This window comes from Paenibacillus sp. FSL R5-0341, assembly GCF_037975235.1.
In the GTDB taxonomy this organism is placed as follows: domain Bacteria; phylum Bacillota; class Bacilli; order Paenibacillales; family Paenibacillaceae; genus Paenibacillus; species Paenibacillus amylolyticus_A.
In genome coordinates, this window is record NZ_CP150241.1 from 821029 (window position 1) to 841783 (window position 20755).

At 46.4% G+C, this 20755-nt stretch carries 17 protein-coding genes; 13 read left to right on the top strand and 4 right to left on the bottom strand.

Annotated elements, in window-relative coordinates:
• Nucleotides 1-20 precede the first annotated feature (20 nt).
• Both MKX75_RS03815 and MKX75_RS03820 read left to right on the top strand, forming a co-directional pair.
• A complete protein-coding gene (locus MKX75_RS03815; RefSeq protein ID WP_339168470.1) occupies nucleotides 21-947 on the top strand; it encodes a 2-dehydropantoate 2-reductase N-terminal domain-containing protein in 927 nt (308 codons plus the stop codon).
• A gap of 71 nt (nucleotides 948-1018) precedes the next feature.
• A complete protein-coding gene (locus MKX75_RS03820) occupies nucleotides 1019-1435 on the top strand; it encodes a DUF4395 domain-containing protein (protein ID WP_339168472.1) in 417 nt (138 codons plus the stop codon).
• 112 nt (nucleotides 1436-1547) lie between these two features.
• On the opposite strand, the gene MKX75_RS03825 is transcribed toward MKX75_RS03820, so the two are convergent.
• The gene (locus tag MKX75_RS03825; RefSeq protein WP_339168473.1) at nucleotides 1548-2264 is read right to left on the bottom strand and encodes an NPP1 family protein; all 717 of its coding nucleotides are present in this window, start codon (nucleotides 2262-2264) and stop codon (nucleotides 1548-1550) included.
• 465 nt (nucleotides 2265-2729) lie between these two features.
• Here MKX75_RS03825 and tnpA point away from each other — a divergent pair, with 465 nt between their 5' ends.
• From tnpA to MKX75_RS03855, 6 genes are all read left to right on the top strand, one after another.
• A complete protein-coding gene (gene tnpA / locus MKX75_RS03830) occupies nucleotides 2730-3128 on the top strand; it encodes an IS200/IS605 family transposase (RefSeq protein ID WP_047840510.1) in 399 nt (132 codons plus the stop codon).
• 5 nt (nucleotides 3129-3133) lie between these two features.
• Entirely contained in the window at nucleotides 3134-4213 is a 1080-nt protein-coding gene (locus tag MKX75_RS03835; RefSeq protein WP_076333413.1) for an RNA-guided endonuclease TnpB family protein, read from the top strand.
• A gap of 364 nt (nucleotides 4214-4577) precedes the next feature.
• Nucleotides 4578-5459, top strand: coding sequence for a diacylglycerol kinase (locus MKX75_RS03840; RefSeq protein ID WP_017690659.1), 882 nt, complete (start codon nucleotides 4578-4580; stop codon nucleotides 5457-5459).
• A gap of 394 nt (nucleotides 5460-5853) precedes the next feature.
• Nucleotides 5854-7476, top strand: a complete 1623-nt coding sequence (gene rlmD / locus MKX75_RS03845; RefSeq protein ID WP_339168476.1) for a 23S rRNA (uracil(1939)-C(5))-methyltransferase RlmD — start codon at nucleotides 5854-5856, stop codon at nucleotides 7474-7476.
• A 501-nt stretch (nucleotides 7477-7977) separates the two neighbouring features.
• Nucleotides 7978-8877: a sulfate adenylyltransferase subunit CysD gene (gene cysD / locus MKX75_RS03850; RefSeq protein WP_339168478.1), complete on the top strand. Its 900-nt coding sequence runs from the start codon at nucleotides 7978-7980 to the stop codon at nucleotides 8875-8877.
• Nucleotide 8878: 1 nt separating this feature from the next.
• Nucleotides 8879-10552 carry a GTP-binding protein gene (locus MKX75_RS03855; protein ID WP_339168479.1) on the top strand — a complete coding sequence of 558 codons (1674 nt, stop codon included), beginning with the start codon at nucleotides 8879-8881 and terminating at the stop codon, nucleotides 10550-10552.
• 270 nt (nucleotides 10553-10822) lie between these two features.
• On the opposite strand, the gene MKX75_RS03860 is transcribed toward MKX75_RS03855, so the two are convergent.
• Both MKX75_RS03860 and MKX75_RS03865 read right to left on the bottom strand, forming a co-directional pair.
• A complete protein-coding gene (locus MKX75_RS03860) occupies nucleotides 10823-12589 on the bottom strand; it encodes a leucine-rich repeat domain-containing protein (RefSeq protein ID WP_339168483.1) in 1767 nt (588 codons plus the stop codon).
• A 448-nt stretch (nucleotides 12590-13037) separates the two neighbouring features.
• A complete protein-coding gene (locus tag MKX75_RS03865; RefSeq protein WP_062836253.1) occupies nucleotides 13038-13244 on the bottom strand; it encodes a DUF2536 family protein in 207 nt (68 codons plus the stop codon).
• Nucleotides 13245-13630: 386 nt separating this feature from the next.
• On the opposite strand from MKX75_RS03865, the gene MKX75_RS03870 reads away from it, so the two are divergent.
• Entirely contained in the window at nucleotides 13631-14605 is a 975-nt protein-coding gene (locus MKX75_RS03870) for a tRNA-dihydrouridine synthase (RefSeq protein ID WP_339168484.1), read from the top strand.
• A 95-nt stretch (nucleotides 14606-14700) separates the two neighbouring features.
• Here the strand turns inward: MKX75_RS03870 and MKX75_RS03875 are convergent, their stop codons facing one another.
• Complete coding sequence (locus MKX75_RS03875; protein WP_339168486.1) at nucleotides 14701-15756, bottom strand: ankyrin repeat domain-containing protein; 1056 nt, start codon at nucleotides 15754-15756, stop codon at nucleotides 14701-14703.
• Between the two features lie 285 nt (nucleotides 15757-16041).
• On the opposite strand from MKX75_RS03875, the gene MKX75_RS03880 reads away from it, so the two are divergent.
• From MKX75_RS03880 to hemG, 4 genes are all read left to right on the top strand, one after another.
• Nucleotides 16042-16611 (top strand): hypothetical protein, encoded by a 570-nt coding sequence (locus tag MKX75_RS03880; protein WP_076333405.1) that lies wholly within the window; start codon nucleotides 16042-16044, stop codon nucleotides 16609-16611.
• A 170-nt stretch (nucleotides 16612-16781) separates the two neighbouring features.
• Nucleotides 16782-17942 (top strand): 5-methyltetrahydropteroyltriglutamate--homocysteine methyltransferase, encoded by a 1161-nt coding sequence (locus MKX75_RS03885; protein WP_076333404.1) that lies wholly within the window; start codon nucleotides 16782-16784, stop codon nucleotides 17940-17942.
• A 161-nt stretch (nucleotides 17943-18103) separates the two neighbouring features.
• Entirely contained in the window at nucleotides 18104-19192 is a 1089-nt protein-coding gene (locus MKX75_RS03890) for a TIGR04053 family radical SAM/SPASM domain-containing protein (protein ID WP_076333444.1), read from the top strand.
• A gap of 21 nt (nucleotides 19193-19213) precedes the next feature.
• Nucleotides 19214-20674: a protoporphyrinogen oxidase gene (hemG, locus tag MKX75_RS03895; RefSeq protein ID WP_339168488.1), complete on the top strand. Its 1461-nt coding sequence runs from the start codon at nucleotides 19214-19216 to the stop codon at nucleotides 20672-20674.
• Nucleotides 20675-20755: the final 81 nt, after the last annotated feature.

Here is a 20755-nt window from a genome sequence, read left to right on the forward strand (position 1 = left end):
ATGAAATAGAGGGATAGCCAATGAAGATATTAGTGTATGGTGCAGGTGTTTTGGGCAGTCAACTGGCGCAAGTTCTGGTGCGTGGCGGCAATGATGTCACTATTCTGGCTAGAGGGAAGCGGGCAGAGGAGCTGGAGAAGGATGGAATCGTTATCCGGCATGTTTTCCAATTCAAAACGACAGTTGATCCGGTTCGGGTAGTCAGAACGTTGGAGGCAAATGACCAATATGATCTGATTTTTGTTGTCATGAAATACAACGATTTTCCTTCCGTGTTACCTATTCTGGCAGAGAATCAGAGCAACAATATTGTGATCGTGGGAAACAACGCAGATGCACGAAGCATGCAGACCTATCTGGAAGAGCATAGTCCGAGGGGAAAACAGGTCGCGTTCGGATTCCATGTGAGTGGAGGTAGGCGTGACAAGGACCGCATGTTATCCATCGGTGGAGGGAGCGCACAAATGGTGATCGGCAGTCTGGACGGTGAGATAGGCTTCAAACCTTTGCTGGATCAAGCTTTCCAACGTGTGAAATACAAGTTAAATTATTTAAGCGATATTGATGCCTGGCTGAAAAGCCATATCATCCCGATTCTAATGCTTAATGCAGTGAGTTTTAATGAGCAGTATGAGTTAAAAAAACTGGATGGCAACAAGCGGCAACTTGTGCATATGATTGAGGCGATGGATGAGGGTATCAGTGTACTGGAGGCTATGGGTATATCGGTTATACCAGAGATTCAAGGCAGATTGATTCGTAAACATAAACGCATGTTGTATCTATTATTGAAAATCTATAGCCTTCTTCCGATGCATAAACTTTTAGCTGGTGTTTTTGGTGAAATCGAAGCGTTAAGTGACGCATTCACGGATTGGAAAAAGACAACAGGCACCCCGACTCCCCATTGGGATGTATTGAAAAGAGATTTTACTCGCCTTAAATGAAATGTTGCTCATTGCCCCAATACCGACTACAATAAAACCAACTAATAAAATGGGGATAAGGAGATATGTAGATGCGGGAAGTGCCCATGCGCTATGTGAAAGCGAATCAGGTTGGTATTGTATTGTTTGTTTTGCTCTCGTTTGTGTTCAATCCTCTGGTAGTTCTGGGGGGGCTGTGGATCATTCAGGTGGTTGGGCTGGCTTCCGGTGGCAAATTGAATCTGTTCGTACAGATTGGCAAAGCAGTGCTGACTGGTAAAGGTACAGAAACGCAGGCGGTGGAGCTACAGCGATTCAACAATATTCTGGCCGTGCTCTTCCTGTCTCTGGCACTCATCTCGTTCTCGCTCGGCTGGGTAGTCGCAGGTTATGTATTCTCCATCATGCTTCTCGCGGCTGCAAGTGCGGCTCTGCTGGGTTATTGTGTGGGCTGCACGGTGTATTTCTGGTACAAACAGCTGCGCGCAGGGAGAAAAATTGGATTTTGAGGTTAGCTGAAGAAACGAGAAGAAGACAGGGCTGAAAAGGTAAGCTATCGATTCACTATAGCCTTATATGAAAATCCCCCTCAAGTGAGCTGTTCACTTGAAGGGGATTTTTTTATCTAAACCAAGCCTTGTTCAGATTGTTGGTGAAATTGTTATCGTTGAAAGGCACGTTAGCGCTACCGAAGTTTGTTGTGTTAAGTGCATTTCGTGCTGCAGAAGTCAGATCGTCCCATCCGATCAAAGGCTGAGTTCCACCAACAGCGCTGGTAACGCCGAGCTCATGGTTTAGCGGCCAGGTACTATTATAGGAAATTAACGGATGGTTACCTTGTGTGTTGCTGCTGCTTGGTGTGACGTTGGTGAACTGGCCGTGACCGGAATACGCGATGGAGAGGATTTGGGGATTAGCCGCTGCCGGATTATCTATCCACACGACGATTCCTTCCCAATCATGACGATGGCCGAGTCCGGAGGAGGGGGAGTCTTTGGGAAAATACCACGAATACATGATGGCCCATGCCCCATTATGCCAGGCGGAACGGGAGTAGACCTGTCCTGTACTTGAGCTACAGTTTCCATTCGATGACCCGGAGGTGTTCAAGCCGGCGCTGGTATTGCCCTGTTGATCCACTGCCGGGAAAGGCACGCATCCATGATAGACTTTCAGAAAAGGTTGAAAAAGCTTAGCTGCTTGTTGCGTTACGGTGACTGGTGTAACTTCCTGGAATCCGACAACCTGATCATGATTAATTTCTGCCGCTTCAACAATGGTGACCCAAGGAACACAGGCCATAAGCGCAACCATGAGCATTAACACGATTTTTTTCATTCACAGTTCTCCTTCACGGGTATGATGTGATGCGGGGGTGAGGGTGCACTAAGACTATAGTGGAAAAAGGTTTGTATTATTTATCTTTTCATCTTAAGATTTGTAAATTTGTAGCATATCTATGTCATAATAATATGAAGGCATCACAATTGAAGACTAATTCCTGCCCAAGCGGGCAGAATGATTGATGAATGAGACTATTTTACATAAAAGGTAGTGGGAAAGATTCGGGATTGGTGCAGGAGGTTTATTGGGTAGAGGAAGGATTCGTGGATACATATATGAAAAAATATACTTATAGATTACAGCATTCCCGAATGAGAAAGCCCAATTCTTTAGATGTGGGATGAAAGTGAGGTCGGATACGGAGTATCACTATTGTGATGCTTCAAGTATCCGAAATGTCTGCCTTCTTAATTTTTTTAGTTTGTTTCAATTCATTTATTAAACTGATACAATATAGATATGAATGAATATAGAAGAACAAACACAACCGTATCTTTGTTGAACTATCATTTTGTGTTCTGCCCACGATACAGAAGAAAGATATTTCTCAAATTAGAGGTAGAACAGCGCTTCAAGGAACTGGTGCATGAGGTATGTGCAGAGCTTAAAATTGTGATTGTTGCCATGGAGTGCGACAAAGACCATACACATATGTTTCTCAATGCACTTCCAACATTAAGTCCTGCTGATATCATGGCAAAAATAAAGGGAGTCACATCAAAAAAACTACGAGAAGAGTTTCCACACCTTCTGCATTTGCCCAGTTTGTGGACACGTTCCTATTTTGTTTCTACCGCTGGCAATGTATCAAGTGAGACCATCAAGCGTTATGTTGAACAACAAAAGACAAGGGGGTGAAGTAACTGTCTCAGACCCTAACGGTTAAGGTAAAGCTGCTGCCGACTAAAGAGCAGATCCAACTATTGCAACAAAGTAGTCATGAATATATCCGAGTTGTTAATACACTCGTGGCCGAGATGGTAGAAGAAAAGAAAAGGTTGAAGAAGACAACAAAAGACATTCCTGCGAATCTACCAAGTGCAGTAAAAAATCAAGCGATTAAAGATGCGAATAGTGTCTTCTCTAACAAAGTTAAGAAAAGTAAATACGCAATCATACCGATCCTAAAGAAACCGATTTGCGTATGGAATAACCAAAACTATTCTCTTGACTTCACGCACATTTCCATTCCATTCATGGTAGAGGGAAAATCTAAGCGTTTAAAAATTCGTGCATTGTTCATCGACAAGGACCATCGAAGCGTTGACCTTTTGAAGCATAAACTTGGTACGCTCCGTGTCACGAAAAGCTCAGGTAAGTGGATAGCCCAAATTGCTGTCACCATGCCAATAACTGAAAAAACGGGTATGCGGATTTTGGGCATTGATTTAGGTCTGAAAGTCCCTGCCGTAGCCATCACAGATAATGATCACGCTCGATTCTTTGGGAATGGGCGAGAAAACAAATACAAGAAACGGAAGTTTCGTAGTGTTCGTCAAAAACTAGGAAAACAAAAGAAAGTGATCGCTATTCGCAAGTTAGATGATAAAGAACAACGATGGATGAAAGACAAAGACCACAAAGTCAGTCGTGAAATCGTTAATTTCGCAGTCGAAAATAAGACTTCTGTCATTCGCTTAGAGCAACTAACGAATATAAGGCAGACGACAAGAACAAGTCGTAAAAACGAAAAGAATCTACACACATGGTCATTCTACCGTTTGGCACAATTCATTGAATACAAAGCAAACATGGCAGGGATCAAAGTGGAATATGTGAACCCTGCATATTCAAGTCAAACCTGTCCAGAATGTTCAAAAAAGAACAAGGCGCAAGATAGAAGATATACATGCCCATGTGGATTCAAGAGACATCGTGATATCGTTGGGGCGATGAATATTCGCTACGCAACTGTGATTGGCGGTAACAGTCAATCAGCCTAAGGTGCTATATGCACTGTCTTAGGAGGGGTAATGGCATACCCTAATCTTAGCATCTGTCCAAAGCAGAAATGAAATGAGGACGTTAAGCTTAGCTAAGAATCCCAATCACTTTAGTGATCTTGCCCCTTTAGGGATGGGAGTGTCAAAGGCTAGGACATCTTTACATTTGATGATATGATAGGAGATAAAGGCTTTGGAATAAGACGGAATTCCTGATGCATAGATATAGGTAAGACGAAAGATTAGAGCAGCATTAACGGAAGTTCATTATTGTGTAAAAAATATGCCCTTTTGTGAACTCGTGCAACGTAAGAATATGAGGTCGTTCAGACTCATGGATAATGTGGAATAGGTGGCGTATGAGATGAAAAAAGCTCGCTTAATATATAATCCGACCTCAGGCCGGGAAGAAATGAAGAAACGTCTGGCTGATATTTTGCAGCGTTTGGATCAAGGTGGTATTGAAGCTTCATGTCACGCAACAACGGGTGAAGGTGACGCAACCCGGGAAGCTGAACTCGCGATTGAGCGCGGCTATGACATGATTATTGCTGCTGGCGGCGATGGTACATTGTACGAGGTTATTAACGGTATGGCCGAGCGGGAGAACCGTCCTCCGCTGGGTGTGTTTCCTTTGGGAACGACGAATGATTTTGCACGTGCACTCGGCATTCCGAGACAGTGGGAAGATTACGTGGATCTGGTCATTAACCAGCAGCTTCGTCCGCTCGATCTGGGCAAAGCGAATGATAAATATTTTATCAACATCGCCGGTGGTGGATCATTGACTGAACTGACCTATGAAGTACCGAGTCGTCTGAAAACGATGATTGGACAACTGGCCTATTATATGAAGGGTATTGAGAAAATGGCGAGCCTGTCTCCTCAGGAGCTGATTATTCGTGCCGACGGTCAGGAAGAGATCCATGATGAATTCATGTTATTCCTCATCGCCAATACCAATTCGGTCGGGGGCTTCGAGAAGCTGGCTCCAGGTGCAACCATTGATGATGGTCTGTTCGATGTGATCGGTGTCCGCAAATGTAATCTTGCCGACATGATCCGCCTCGTAACGCTCGCGCTGCGTGGGGAACATCTGAACGACAAGAAAGTGGTTCATTTCCAGACGAGTCATATGGAAGTTACATCGCCAGGCTATGTGCAACTGAACCTGGATGGAGAGTTAGGCGGCACGTTGCCAGCTACATTTACGAATTTGCGTCATCACTTGATGCTGTATCGTTAAACTTGGCACTTGGCGCAGAGTGTTGGTCGCTTGCGGAAAGTATCGATGCCGAAGTGTTGTTGCATAGCATCGCATAAGTGGTGAGGAGAGTTGGATTCAGCTCTGCCGTAAGGCGAGATGGAAGTGCATTTTCCAGTTGCTGTGTATGGTGGGATCGCGTATAATCTCATGTGGTCACCCGTGTGTTGAGCTTAACGAACTCGAAAAGCCTTAATGTGGCGAAATGGTCGAACCTGCGAATCTAACGAATCTCAGCATCGTTATTTTGGAGAAAATGACCGAAAAAGGTCGGAAAACACCATCTTAGGATGATATAACGTTTCTGAAGTTCATTAGAAATTCGGAACGTTATTTTTGATGTGATACCATATAAGAAGAAAGAAGTGAATGTACGTTGTCAAATACGAACCGCAGCGGTCGTGGAAAAAACCGCCGGAATTCGGCTGCCTCTCAGGGGCAAGGGAACGCTTCAGCGTCCCGTCAGCCAAGTCAATCATCTCGTCCATCTACACGTCAGCAGGGAAAAGAGGTGCGGCCACAAGGCGCATCTCTTTCTGCCGTTCGTTCAAAGGGGAGAGCGCGTGAATCTGCACCAATCGAAGGTCTGCCCGTTAGCAAAAATGAAGAGACCGTCATCGACATCATTGGCATGAACCATGACGGCGAGGGTGTAGGTCGTGCGAATGGATACACGCTCTTTGTGCAGGGTGCGCTTCCAGGTGAAACCGTGCGTGTGCGCGTGATGAAGACCAAGAAGCAGTATGGTTACGCCAAACTGCTGGAGATCGTGAAGGCAAGCCCGGATCGAGTGTCTGCGCCTTGCCCGATCTATGATCAGTGCGGCGGCTGCCAGATTCAGCATATGAGCTATGCCGGACAGCTTGCGTGGAAACGCCAGTTGGTGGTCGATAATTTGCAACGGATTGGCAAGTTGAACGTGATGGTGGAGGATGCAGAAGATGCGGATCAGGGCATTCTTGTCCTGCCTACGATGGGCATGGACGAGCCATGGCGCTATCGGAATAAGGCGCAGGTGCCGATTGGAGCAGCCGAGGGTGGTTTGGTAGGTGGTTTTTACGCTAAAGGGAGTCACCGGATCATCGATATGGAGAGCTGCCTCATTCAGCATGAGCACAATGACGAAGTGGTCGCGAAGGTGAAGGAGATCGGCAGTCATTTTGGAATCAGCGCCTACAACGAAGAGACAGGTCGCGGCTTATTGCGCCATGTGGTTGTGAAGAAGGGGTTCCGTACAGGCGAGATGATGCTTGTTCTGGTTACGAATGGTCGAGACATTCCGTACAAGGACGAATGGATTGGCAGTATCCGTGAAGCGATTCCGCATGTGGCGAGTATCTGCCAGAATGTGAACAAGAAGCAGACCAACGTCATCTTTGGTGATGAGACCCGCGTCCTGTGGGGCCGTGATGTAATCTATGATTATATCGGTGATGTGCAGTTTGCAATCTCGGCTCGTTCGTTCTATCAGGTGAATCCGGTGCAGACGGAAGTATTGTACGGGAAAACGGTGGAGTACGCAGGACTGAGTGGAAAAGAGACCGTGATCGATGCCTATTGTGGGATCGGAACGATTTCTCTTTTCCTGGCGCAACATGCGGATCAGGTGTACGGGGTTGAGATTGTGCCCGAAGCGATCGAGGACGCGCGTAGTAACGCGATGTTGAACGACATGAAGAACGTGAAGTTCGAAGTGGGTGCATCCGAGGATGTTATTCCACGCTGGAAAGAACAAGGCATCGAGGCCGACGTGATCGTTGTCGATCCGCCGCGTAAGGGCTGTGATCCGCGTTTGCTGGATACAATTTTGGAGATGAAGCCCGAGCGAGTGGTGTATGTGAGCTGTAATCCGAGTACGCTGGCACGTGATCTGCGTGTACTTGAGGATGGCGGATATCGGACGGTTGAGGTAACGCCGGTGGATATGTTCCCACACACGGTGCATGTGGAGTCGGTGGCGATGTTAGTTAGGGATAATACAGATACTAAGAACAATTGATATTTAAGAGATTATCGTCTGATGCAAATATCCTTGGTTTATATAAAAGAGTACCCGAAGCAGAATTACCGCAAATATGCTTAAGGCTCTAAACTGAAGAAGACTAACAGATGATAAAGAAATGAAAGACGCTGGGAAGAAATTTACCCAGCGTCTTTTTTGTCAGTTTGCCTTTTAATCTATACTAAATGGATCCTTGGATTTATCTGAAGCTGCTGTCTGTACTTTACAGGCGGCAGCTTTTTCAAATTCCATGGTCCTCAATCATGATTGTAATAGAGATCGTTAATCAATCGATTCCATTTGCAGCTCAGCACAAATCATTCGTTCAGGCGATTTTATTATAGGAGGGAACCGCTATTCAATGCTGAATATTGTCGATTCAATACATAAACATGATAAATTTTACTTTTTTCCACTTTGCAATAAAGATGGAATCTGATAGGATAAGTTTATAAATACGATGGTTTTAGTGAGGATTAAAAAGGAGGCCGCCTTGCCATGCAAGAATTAACACATCTGGATCAACTTGAGGCTGAAGCGATATACATTATCAGAGAAGTAGCAGCGGAGTGCGAGAAACCGGTCATGTTGTATTCCATCGGCAAGGACAGCTCGGTCATGCTGCACCTGGCCCTAAAGGCTTTTTACCCCGAGAAGCCGCCGTTCCCATTCATGCATATCGATACTACCTGGAAATTTAAGGAGATGATTGAGTTCCGTGACCGAAAGGCGAAGGAATTTGGTATCGAGATGATCGTGCACTCTAATGAAGAGGCTATTCAACAAGGAATCAACCCCTTCGACCATGGTTCCGCATATACCGACATTATGAAAACCACAGCCCTGAAGCAGGGATTGGACAAATACGGATTCACGGTTGCGTTCGGTGGCGGAAGACGTGATGAGGAGAAGTCGCGTGCGAAGGAGCGGATTTTCTCGTTCCGTAACAAGAACCACTCGTGGGACCCGAAGAACCAACGTCCGGAGATGTGGAAGCTGTTCAACACGCGAATCAACAAGGGAGAGAGCATTCGAGTCTTTCCGCTGTCCAACTGGACTGAGAAGGATATCTGGCAATACATTCGTCGGGAGAACATCGATATCGTTCCGCTTTACTCCGCGGACGTAAGACCAATCGTTAATCGTGACGGGCATATCATCATGGTGGATGACGGGCGGATAAAGCTTGAGCCTGGCGAGAAGGTAGAGATGAAGAAGATTCGCTTCCGTACGTTGGGTTGTTACCCGCTCACGGGCGGAGTCGAGTCCGATGCCGTTACGCTGGATGAGATCATTGAGGAGACATTGGGTGCGTTATCTTCCGAACGTACCAGTCGGGTTATCGATCAAGAAGCGGCGGGAAGCATGGAACGACGCAAACGGGAGGGCTATTTCTAACATGAAGAGTCTACTTAAATTCATTACCTGCGGAAGTGTGGATGATGGTAAGTCCACGCTGATCGGACATATGCTCTATGAGGCCAAGCTGCTGTTCGCCGATCAAGAACGCGCGCTTGAGCTCGATAGTCGATTGGGAAGCCGAGGCGGCAAAATCGACTACTCGCTGCTCCTCGATGGTTTGCTGGCCGAACGCGAACAAGGGATTACCATTGATGTGGCATATCGTTATTTTACGACGTCTCATCGTTCCTTCATCGTGGCGGACACACCAGGACACGAAGAGTATACGCGCAACATGGCTGTAGGCGCTTCCTTTGCCGATCTAGCCATCATTCTGGTGGACGCTACCAAAGGCATCATTACCCAGACCAAACGCCATGCCCGGATCTGCGCCCTGATGGGGATCAAGCATCTCGTATTGGCTGTGAACAAGATGGATCTGGTCGGCTTCGATCAGAGGACGTTCGAGGCGATTAAGGAAGAGTTCATCCAAACGACGGCTGAATTCCAAATCAAGAGCATCCAGGTCATTCCCGTGTCCGCTACGGAAGGGGACAACATTACAACCCATTCGCCGAATGCTCCCTGGTACGAGGGGTTAGCTTTATTGCCGTATTTGGAAAGTATAGATGTTCATACTACCGATGATACGAAGCCTTTCATGATGCCGGTTCAGCGTGTAAGCAGACCGGACCATACGTTTCGTGGGTTCCAGGGCCAGATCGAGGCTGGAAAGATTTCGGTCGGAGACGAACTCATGACTCTGCCAAGTCGGGAGAAAGCCAAGGTTAAGCGGATTTTGGTGACGGACCAAGCTCAGGATTCGGCTTATGCTGGCCAACCGGTTACGATACAACTGGACCGCGAAGTGGATGTCTCGAGGGGCTGCGTGCTTACGACGGACAATCAAGTCCAAGAAGCTGACAGCTTCGCTTCTACGATCCTGTGGATGGACGATTCCGTCCTGACTCCGGGCAAACATTATTGGGTAAAGGTCGGAACGAAGACTCTTCCAGGCACAGTAACGGCGATTACCCATAAAATTGACATTAACACGGGCCATGCCGTTCCGGCCGATCAAATTGTTAAGAACGAATTGGCCAAGTGTGAATTCACGCTGTCAGATCAGATCGTCTTCGATTCCTTTGAACACAATAAGAGCATCGGAGGTTTTATCCTCATTGATCGTGTCACCAACATGACGTCTGCTTGCGGAGTCATCGATCAAGCGCTGAAGGGAGAAAGCCGATTTGCCACGCTGGATACGGGGATCACGAGAGATGTTCGCGCCCAGCAGAAAGGACAATCTCCGCTCACGGTCTGGTTGGCTGGCTCGGATACGGTAGCTCTCGCCAAGGAAGTGGAGAAGCGACTAATGTCATCCGGTTACCATACGATGCTGCTTGAGAGCGTCAGTGGAGAAACGCTCCGCGGTACGGCGGAGATGGCAAAGGTGTTGAACGACGCCGGTCTGATCTCACTGGTATCCCATGGTTCTATCAGTGCGGGCGAACTTGAGACAGCTCGAGAGATCATCGGGGGCAAAGGATTTATCGAAGTTAACGCGGAAGAGATCGGCGGAATGTCCACCCAGGATGCCGCGAAATCCGTGGTTAAACGAGTCGTGCAATCCGTTATCGATCACAGTCCTTCGAATAACTACGACATTTAATAAGCATGTCCGATAAAGCGGTTGCCGATCAGGCAGCCGCTTGTTTGTTTCGTCAAGATCCCTTTATATGGGGAGAGGGACCTCTGGATTTGCTTTATCCTGAGGAAGGAGATCTGTATATAACCCTATTGAAGGCTTCTGATTTGATTAAAACACTGAAAGGGTTTCCCCATGCAAGAAGAACTGCATAAGGGGAACCCTTTTTGTCTTTGTTTCAATACCATCCATTAACTACAATAGTCTAAAACTCCCCATCATCCCAAGCGGTAATTAATACACATGCACATCCGTACCAAGCACGGATTTATTTTGTACGGAATTACCGGATAGATATACCTTTTGCAGATCAGGCAGCTGGCTTAGGGGCTCGATATTGGAAATGGCGTTGTTCTCGAGATGAAGCTTTTCTATGGCTTGCCAGTTGCTCATGAATTCGAGAGAAGCCAGATTGCTGTCTTGCAGAGTGAAGGAACGTAGAGCGGACAATTTGGCAAAGTAAGGCATCATTTGGTCAACTTCAGTAACTGAGGTGTTGTTTATACTGAAATATGGCTGCTCTAAGGTCAAATGTTCAAGCACGCTGTTCTTCGTGGCCGTCTTTTGTTCAAAGTTCAGCCTACACTCGGAGCACATCAGAGATTTGACCTGCTTCAAACGAAATAAGGCATCGCTTTCCTCGAACAGTGACGAGTCGTAAATGTTTAAGGTCTCTAGGCGGGACAAGCCGTCCAGGGTGGCAAGACGGGTTATTTCATCGATCTCCCAGAGCGAGAGTTGCTCCAGTTTCGGGAATTTCCCCAGCGCAGCCAAGTTCAATTCCCCACTTCCGCCACGGAGCGTCAGACTGGTTGTGGCCGCGGCCTCTAGCCCGGGGAGAAAGGAGCTTGGAATTTCCACTCGCTCTACTTTAGGCAGTGTCAGCGCTTCTGCATTTTCGTAGTAGCCGGACAACGTTAATTCCCGCAGAGAGGGCAGACTGTTTATGGCTTTTACCGAACCAAGATGACTTAGAGAAGCCAGGCGCAGCGTAGTAATGGAGTTTTTACCGGTCAAGTGCTCCAGATTGGAAAAGTTCACATTTTCGATATCTAACGTTTGTAGAGCAGGCATATTTTGCACAAAGTCGATGGACTTTACATTCGATAAATAGGACAACTGAAGCTCCTGAAGCTGGGTCAGGGCGTACAGCGGCTGCAGGTCTGTGGCTTCGCTGTACTGTATGGACAAGGATGACAGCCCGGTCATGGACGATAACCATCCGAGTTCATCGACAAAGGTGAGCGACAGGGACTTGATTGGCAGTTGGTTTAACAAGTGAAAATCTGTTACAGACTCATCCACATAGGTAATGGATAAAGAGTTCAGATTGGGGAATTCCAGCAACATGGCCAATTCCTGATTGCTGCGAAGCTGAGTGGTAAGCTCCGTGATTTTAGACTTGTCGCCAAAGTAGCCCGAAAATGTACTAAAGGATTCGTTAAAAGCGCCTCCATAACTTTTTAATCCGGGCAAATGGGCCAAAGTGGTTTGGTCCGTCTGGGAGATTTCATAGGTATTCGTCAGGTCCAATGCCGTCAGTCCCTTAAAAGCTTCAAAATCTCGCTGATCAATCCGCTGGCTATTCAGTTTCTTGTCCTGAGTAATATAAGTGATCTTCTCGGCCTGTTCATCGCTGAATGGATCGGAGAGACTATATGTAAACTTCCACTGATCATTCTCCGAATGCTCTACGGTTAAATAGCGAATACGAGCCAATTCATCCTCTGTTGGCAAGGCAGACCCTTTATCGAAGATATCTCGCAAAAAGGAGAGTAGAACCTCGCTTTCAGGCATCGTTCGTACAGTCAGATTGGCTTCTGTATTTGAATAGGTGGAGCTGTTGCTATAATAAAAATATGTACCGATGGCGCCAATTAGGACGAACATCAGTATCAGCATTGCCTTTACGGAGGCAGTATGCTTCAACGGTGCTTTAGGGGGTGTTCCGTGGTAATGATTAATGGTCTGGTCTACGTAATAGACATGATTTTGCTTCAATAAAAGCTCTGTTTCACAATAGGGACACTTTAAAACCTCATCCTTCTTGTATTCAATTCTTCCGTTGCAATTGGGGCAGTTTAGCGGGATAAACGCCACGAATGTCCCCTCCTTCATTATGATGGTCATAAGATCATGCTGAACGGTTATCTGATTTCATTATACCTTGTGAATTTACGTTTGATGAGAGAAAGAAGTTTCACATAGCAAAGGAGCAGGGGAATCCTGCTCCTTTTTGGTCTTATTTAAAGTGTGGCTGGTGGTAGGCATTGTTTAATAAAGGTGATCGTGCTTTTTTGAACGATATGTGGTTCATCTGGAGTGAAATAAAAGGTTATTTTCTCCGAATCAACATCTACAATCTGATTTGAAATATCTTTCATATTAATTTCGTTTAAGCTAACCACATCGAAGAGGTCGATGTTTCATTATTCCGAATTTTAATCCGTTAATCTACGGCAAAATGCACAACTGCACTATATAACATTTTGGTACGAATAGGGTCAAATGTTACTTGATGTTGAACTTGCTTCACTCGCAGCATTAGCGCTTTGTTGATTTCAATTCGTTCTTCAATCGCTCGCGCCAGTTCGTGAAAGTCATAAGCCTGCAAGCATTCGACTTTATCTTTAATTATATCCAGTGAAATTTCCATATTTAAGTCAGGCCACCTCCAAATCTCTATTTGCAGGTTAAAAGCCTGCCGAGCTTCATTTTAGAGGAGCTTTTCCAGTTCGGCAAGAGTAATCGTGCTGAAAATCAAATGAAGACGTGATAAAATCGGGAAAGGGAATTTCGAAATCACCGAACTTTCAATAATCTGAAGGTCTAATGGAAGTGCTAACAGATACTGATGTTTGAAGGAAGTTCATTTGCATGGTATAAGTGAAGAAGAAGCAAGGGCACCATAATGTGAATTGCAACGAAACTGCGAATGATCATGTAAATGATAGGCAAGCAGATGCATGAGTTGCGAGTTTTACTATTTTTATTATTAATGAGGACATAGACTGTCCTGGAATGTATAGAGGAGCTTTTGAGATGACAAAGGAAAACTTTTGGCGTGAATTGCCACGACCATTTTTTATACTGGCACCTATGGAAGATGTGACGGATGTGGTGTTCCGGCATGTCGTAAGTGAAGCGGGCAGACCGGATGTGTTTTTTACGGAGTTTGCGAATACAGAGAGTTATTGTCACCCGGAGGGGCACCATAGTGTGCGCGGACGTTTGACTTTTACAGCGGATGAACAGCCGATTGTGGCTCATATCTGGGGAGATAAACCTGAATTCTTTCGTGAGATGAGTATCGGTATGGCGAAAGAAGGCTTTAAAGGTCTCGATATTAATATGGGCTGTCCTGTAGCGAATGTTGCGGAGAATGGAAAAGGTAGCGGACTGATCTGCCGGCCAGCCCTTGCGGCGGAGATTATTCAGGCGGCGAAAGCCGGAGGATTGCCTGTTAGTGTAAAAACAAGGCTCGGTTTCACAGCTGTAGACGAATGGCGTGACTGGTTAACTCATATTTTGCAACAAGACATTGTTAATCTATCTATTCACTTGCGGACGAGAGAAGAAATGAGCAAAGTAGACGCTCACTGGGAACTGATTCCGGAGATTAAAAAACTTCGTGATGAGATAGCACCTAATACTCTTCTAACGATTAATGGGGATATTCCTGACCGTGAGACAGGCCTCAAACTCGTGGAGCAATATGGTGTGGATGGCATTATGATTGGACGAGGTATTTTCCAGAATCCATTTGCTTTTGAAAAGGAGCCGAAGGAACACAGTAGTGAGGAATTACTTGGTCTGCTGCGGCTGCATCTGGATCTCCATGATCAATATTCCGAGCTTGAACCGCGTTCGTTCAGCCCACTGGCCCGTTTTTTCAAAATCTATGTTCGTGGCTTCCGCGGTGCTAGTGAGCTGAGAAACAGCTTGATGAACGCCAAAACAACTTCTAAAGTACGTGAATTGCTCAATGAGTTTGAAAGTAATGAACAGGCGGAGTAGAGTAAGACGTAATCATGGATACGGAGTATGATTCAGGTAGATTTAAAAGAAAAAAAAGAAGCGGTAACTCTTCCGCTTCTTTTTTTCTTTTCTGTTTAACGCGTATACGCAGGCTTTTCCATAGCGACCGGCTGAGGATTCGCTATTACCCATAACACAGCCAACTCGGATAATCGGGCAGGCGCATCAAAATCGTATCCATTGCGAAGCCTACTGACCAAATCTGCTGCCTCTTGGAGATGTGCCTGGGCGAGTGGCGCACCAGTGCTCAGGTGATGAATCAGTGCTTCCAGCATCTTGCGATACTCCGCATCCCAGTTTCCTCCGCCATTATCCAATACTTCATGGGATACGCGCCCTGTGATGCGGATAACCTCTCCTTGTACTGTTTGCGCATGTCCCTGGGCCGGGATAAGATATTCCCACAGCTCTTGGTGCTGTTTGGTCCAAGTGGTTGCCTTTACCTGAATAGGTGCAGTCCCATCGTGCATGATCCGATTCGCTACCGGCTCGACATCAAATAGCCGATACAGTTTGATCAGTGCGTCTGAAACTCCATCGACCTTGTCCTTATTGAACTTCTCACGGACGAATTCAAAATCCTTACCGATCCGCTGCACCGATTCTTTCATATCCGGGGTGACCGATGCTCCGGCATCCAGCAGAGTTGCGGCAATCTCTGCCAGATTGACTATATCGCTATTCCTGCAATTGACTAACCCCTTAGCTAAAGGCGTATTTCCCTGTTTATTTTCTACGTTAATCGTAGCGCCCTGGTCTACCAACTCTTGAACCACTTTGGTTCGATATCCACTGACCGCTGCATGTAACGGTGTTTCATTTTGGTAATCCACAGCGTCCAGATCCGCACCTAATTCAAGGAACAGGGGTACATTTCCTGACCAGTGCGAGGCATGGGCATGTAAAGGCGTGCGTTGATATTTGTCACGTGCATTAATGTCTGCCCCTTGTTCTACCAGCCAGCGAACCAATTCATCCGAAATATGCCGAAAGCTGAGGGTTGTACCTTTGCTGTAGCCCCCGCGGGCATCCCATTCGCATTGCTCGAAAACTTCTTTTACAGTAGCGATATCGTTATCTTTAACGAGTTTTTCCATATGAGCAGGTAAGGTTGCTTTCTTCTTAGCCATTACACTCTTCCTCTCCTTTGTAAATAACAACGTATATTCCAATGGTAGGCTATGACGATTTAAGAGTAAGTAGACAATTTTCTGCAAGTTTATCACAGAGAGGAATTTAAAACCAATAACTAGGTTTCTTCCGTCTAAAGCAAGGCTTCCAATCAAGATGAGACGTTGCTTTGTTTGGCTGTGTTATAATTTTAGATGAGTTTCATATGGTTGTTGGGTTGAAAAAAAGATATTTGATATAATCGCCGCAATTCGTGCGGTAGGCTTTTAATAATAGGAGGATCTATGTCCTGGAGCAAATTGAAGCAACAACTGGAGAGTTTCCTTAGTCCCGCGTTAGTTGGAAGGGTGGAGTACCGTGCAACCAGCTATCGCTATTCACCTGATAAATCAGGAAATTGTTATATTACCGTAGATAAAAAGAATGTACTCAACATGAGTGATGCAACAACTGCAATCCGATGGTATCAGACGGAGCAGGAGATCAAGAGCGACCCGGAGATCATGATTCCTGTGACCCATGAAGAGATTGAAGCTATTCGAAAAGATTCCAAAGGGCCCATTCCCGAGGATCGCCTTCAAGTCATGGCAAGAAGCAGAAAAATCTCTGTGCATGCCAAAGAGCTTATGTTGGCACAGGCTGCGCTCAGTAAATCGAATTTTACCGTTGCAGCTACGACATTTTTATCTACTTCTATAGAAGATAATCTGGAGAGTAATGATATCTTGTTTAATATTCTGGCTTTGATGGACAGACGCGTTGGCAAAAAGCGAATCCTGAATATGTCCGAGCAGATCAAGTTAAAGCACCCAGCTGTACAGTATTTCTATGAACTGCGTCGTCGTACGGTGTGAAATTTAATAACTTTCACGGATAGAGGTACACTGTGTCGGTGACGGTTTCACTGAAATGTGCCTAACAAGTAGATATAGCTTTTAACTATAACCAGTTATGGTTTTTAAGTATCTCTTCTAACTGCCCTCGGCGTGATATGATAATTGCATACAACGAGGGGGTTTTTTACATGACTGATAAGTTCCAGATCGTAGGAAGTTTATTGCGGCCGGATGAGCTGCTGAAATATAAAACGCAAATTGAGCATAACGATGATATCCAATATCCGTTCTATGAGAACTACGAAGGATATGAGAAGTGTGAGACGGAGGCAATCAAACAAGTTGTGGCAAAGGAAATAGAACATAACTTGTCCGTGGTTACCGATGGCGAATTTTCCAAATCGATGTGGCATCTGGACTTTGTATGGGGATTTGGCGGAGTGAAGCGTTACATCGCGGATCACGGCTATTTTTTCAGAGATGTGGATGGAACGTCGAAATATGAAACACGCAAAGATATTGGACTGCGCATCACTGACAAATTGAGCGGAAAGAATCATCATTTCATTCAATTGTTCAAACAACTGCAAGACACGGCTGGTGAGCAGCAAACGAAACTTTGTGTGCCATCTCCTTCCCATATCTTCGGTGAGCTTTCCTGGTCGGATAACATCGGTGGTACAGATTCCGTTTATCAGAACAAACAAGAGCTCAAAGAGGGTCTTGTGATCGCATATAAAGAATTCGTCGAAGAATTCGCTGCTATAGGTGGTAAAATCCTGCAATTCGATGATTGCTTGTGGGAACTGTTTGCAGACGATAACCCGAACTCTCCGTTTACAGGGGAGCATATTAATCAAGATGAAGTATCAGGTCTCGCAACTGAATTTATTGATATTAACAATACTGTGATTGACTTCGGACATAGTCTGGGCTTGAAAATGTGGACACATAACTGCCGCGGCAACTATGATTCCCGCAACATGGGCGGTGGATCATACGTGAAAATTGCTAATCTGTTCCTGAAGCAATTGAAATATGACCGTTTCTTCCTGGAGTGGGATGATGACCGCGCGGGTTCGATCGAAGCCCTGGAAGTGTTCAAGGACAGACCTGAAACGGAAATTGTACTAGGGTTGCTTTCATCCAAAACGAGCACACTCGATGATGAAGCGCGCGTTGTTCGTTTGTTGGACGAAGCATCCAAAATTATCGATAAGGATCGGCTGCTACTGTCTCACCAATGCGGCTTTGCATCCTGCGATGGCGGTAACGAATTAAGTGAAGCTCAGCAATGGGCGAAGATTGATCAAGGTCAGAAGATCGCCAAGCAATACTGGAACAACTAATTTGAAATAGCACCATCTTGAATGAATAGAGATGACTCATGGGCCGTTAATGGACCTGTGAGTCATCTTTTTTTATGAGATACGAATGTGATTCATCTCACTTTCATGCCCTGTCAACTACTTTACACTTAATGGAATGTGTATGAGGAGGAGAATGGATGATGATGCCTCAGATGAAGCCACGCGACTATGCGAAGTATCCGTTCATCGTGATCTGGGAAGTGACTCGGGCGTGTGCGTTGAAATGTCTTCATTGTCGTGCAGAAGCCCAGTATAGAGCCGACCCAGGGCAGCTTACAACAGAGCAGGGGAAAAGACTGATCGATGACATTGCGGCAATGGAAGAGCAGCCGTTGTTTGTCTTTACGGGTGGCGATCCGTTAATGCGTCCGGATTTATTTGAACTGGCGGAGTACGCAATTAAGGAGAAGCAGCTTCCTGTATCTATGACACCCAGTGCGACACCGAAGGTGACGAGAGCAGCGATTACCAAAGCCAAGGAAGTGGGCTTATCCCGCTGGGCGTTCAGTCTGGACGGGTCAACAGCCGAGATCCATGATCATTTTCGCGGAACCAGAGGTTCTTATGATATGACGATGAAAGGGATCGAGTTCCTGCGAGAAGCTCGTATTCCGGTTCAGATCAACACGACCGTTTCCCGGTATAACTTGCACGATTTGGAGGCAATAAGCCACAAGGTGAAAGAGATGGGCGTGGTGCTATGGAGTCTATTTTTCCTCATTCCAACAGGTAGGGGTCAGGAGAAAGACATGATCAGTCCGGATGAGCACGAGCAGGTCATGAAGTGGATGGTACACATTGCGCATGGGATGCCTTACGGGGTGAAGTCAACGGAAGCACCTCACTATCGCCGGGTGATGATACAGGAGCGTACGTCAGCAGGATTGGAGAAAAGCTCAGTGAAACGTGTGGATATGCTGGGGCGTGCGCCGCAAAGTGTGAATGATGGTGATGGTTTTGTATTCATTAATCACACGGGGGATGTCTATCCCAGCGGGTTCCTGCCGGTAGTCTGTGGCAATGTGAAGGAACAGTCTTTCATTGATGTATACAGGGAATCCCCGGTGATGCAGACGTTACGAGACAAGTCCCAACTGAAGGGCAAATGCGGAGTCTGTGAATTTAAGACCATGTGCGGTGGCTCAAGGGCAAGGGCGTATGCGATGACGGGAGATTATGTGGCGAGTGATCCTGCGTGCGCTTACATCCCAGCGGCGCTGCGAAAATGATGATACGGTGGGAAGTGTGAAATGGAAAAAGAGCGCAGGAAGCGAGTGGTTATTGCTGGCGGTGGTATAACGGGATTAAGTGCAGCTTATTATGTTGATCAGTTGTGCAGAGCGCATGATGTGGCTGTGGATATTGTACTGGTGGAGAAAAGTGATCGATTCGGCGGACATGTACATACTGGAAAACGGGACGGATTTGTGATCGAACGGGGACCGGACTCTTTTCTTGCGCGCAAAACATCGATCATTGAACTCATGCAGGAACTCGGCATGGAAAATGAAATCGTCGGCACACGACCCGGGGTGTCGCACAGCTATATTGCATATCGGAATCAGCTGCATCCTATTCCGGATGGTTTTATGCTGGGTGTGCCGACAAAGTGGAAGCCGTTCATTACGACAAAGCTCTTGTCGGTACGAGGGAAAGTACGCGCTGCTGCAGATCTTGTTTTGCCAAGGAAACCTGGCGCGGAAGATGAATCCCTGGGACAACTTTTACGCAGGCGATTGGGAGATGAAGTGCTGGAACAGATTGCGGAGCCGCTGCTGGCAGGCATCTACGCAGGTAATGCGGATGGGCTGAGTGTGCAAGCAACATTTCCTATGCTGCAAGAAACAGAACAAAAGCATCGAAGCCTCATTGTAGGCATGCTTGGTGTGAGTAAGAGCCGAAGCCCGAAGCAGCAGGCCACACGATCGCCCGGAACTGCGAATACGGCGAAGAAGAGCATGTTCCTAAGTGCACGTGGAGGACTGGAAGAGGTCGTAAACCATCTCGAAAAGGCGTTAACTTCCAGAGCACTCATGATAAAAAATACAGAAATATCAGGTGTTGTACAGGAAGAGAACAGTTACGTTGTTCATTTGGAAAATGGCACGACGCTCCATGCAGATGCGATGGTGATCGCTACACCAGCCCATGTCGCAGCAAGGCTGCTACCACATGAGCGGATCGCCAATCTGCTGCGTTCCATCCCATATGCGTCTGTGATGAACGTCGTGCTTGCTTATCGCGAGCAGGATGAGGGAATCTCCCTGAATGCGTCCGGCTTCGTCGTTCCTCGCAAGGAGGAGCGTACGGTTACTGCGTGCACTTGGACGTCGTCCAAATGGGAACATACGGCTCCGAAGGGGCATATCCTTTTACGCGCCTACGTGGGCAAATACGGTCGCGACCATACGAACCAGCAGCTTTCGGACGACGAATTGATATCCAATGTACGTCGTGAATTGCAAGAAATGATGGGCATATCTGCACAGCCGATCTTTACCGAGGTGAACCGTCTGCCGCTTTCCATGCCACAATATCAAGTAGGTCATTTGGAACGGATAGGGGAGCTTGAGGCAATGCTGGAGAATCTCATGCCAGGTGTTTATCTCGGCGGTGGCGGTTACCGGGGTATTGGAGTTCCAGACTGTATATCCCAAGGTAAAGATATGGCGAAGAAAGTATTGAGCAGGTTAATGGATGGTAGGATGTAGGCTAAACATGTTGAATATGACGAATGTGTTGCACATGCAGTTATATGGTTTATCTGACTTAATCATAATCGTCGCGGCTCC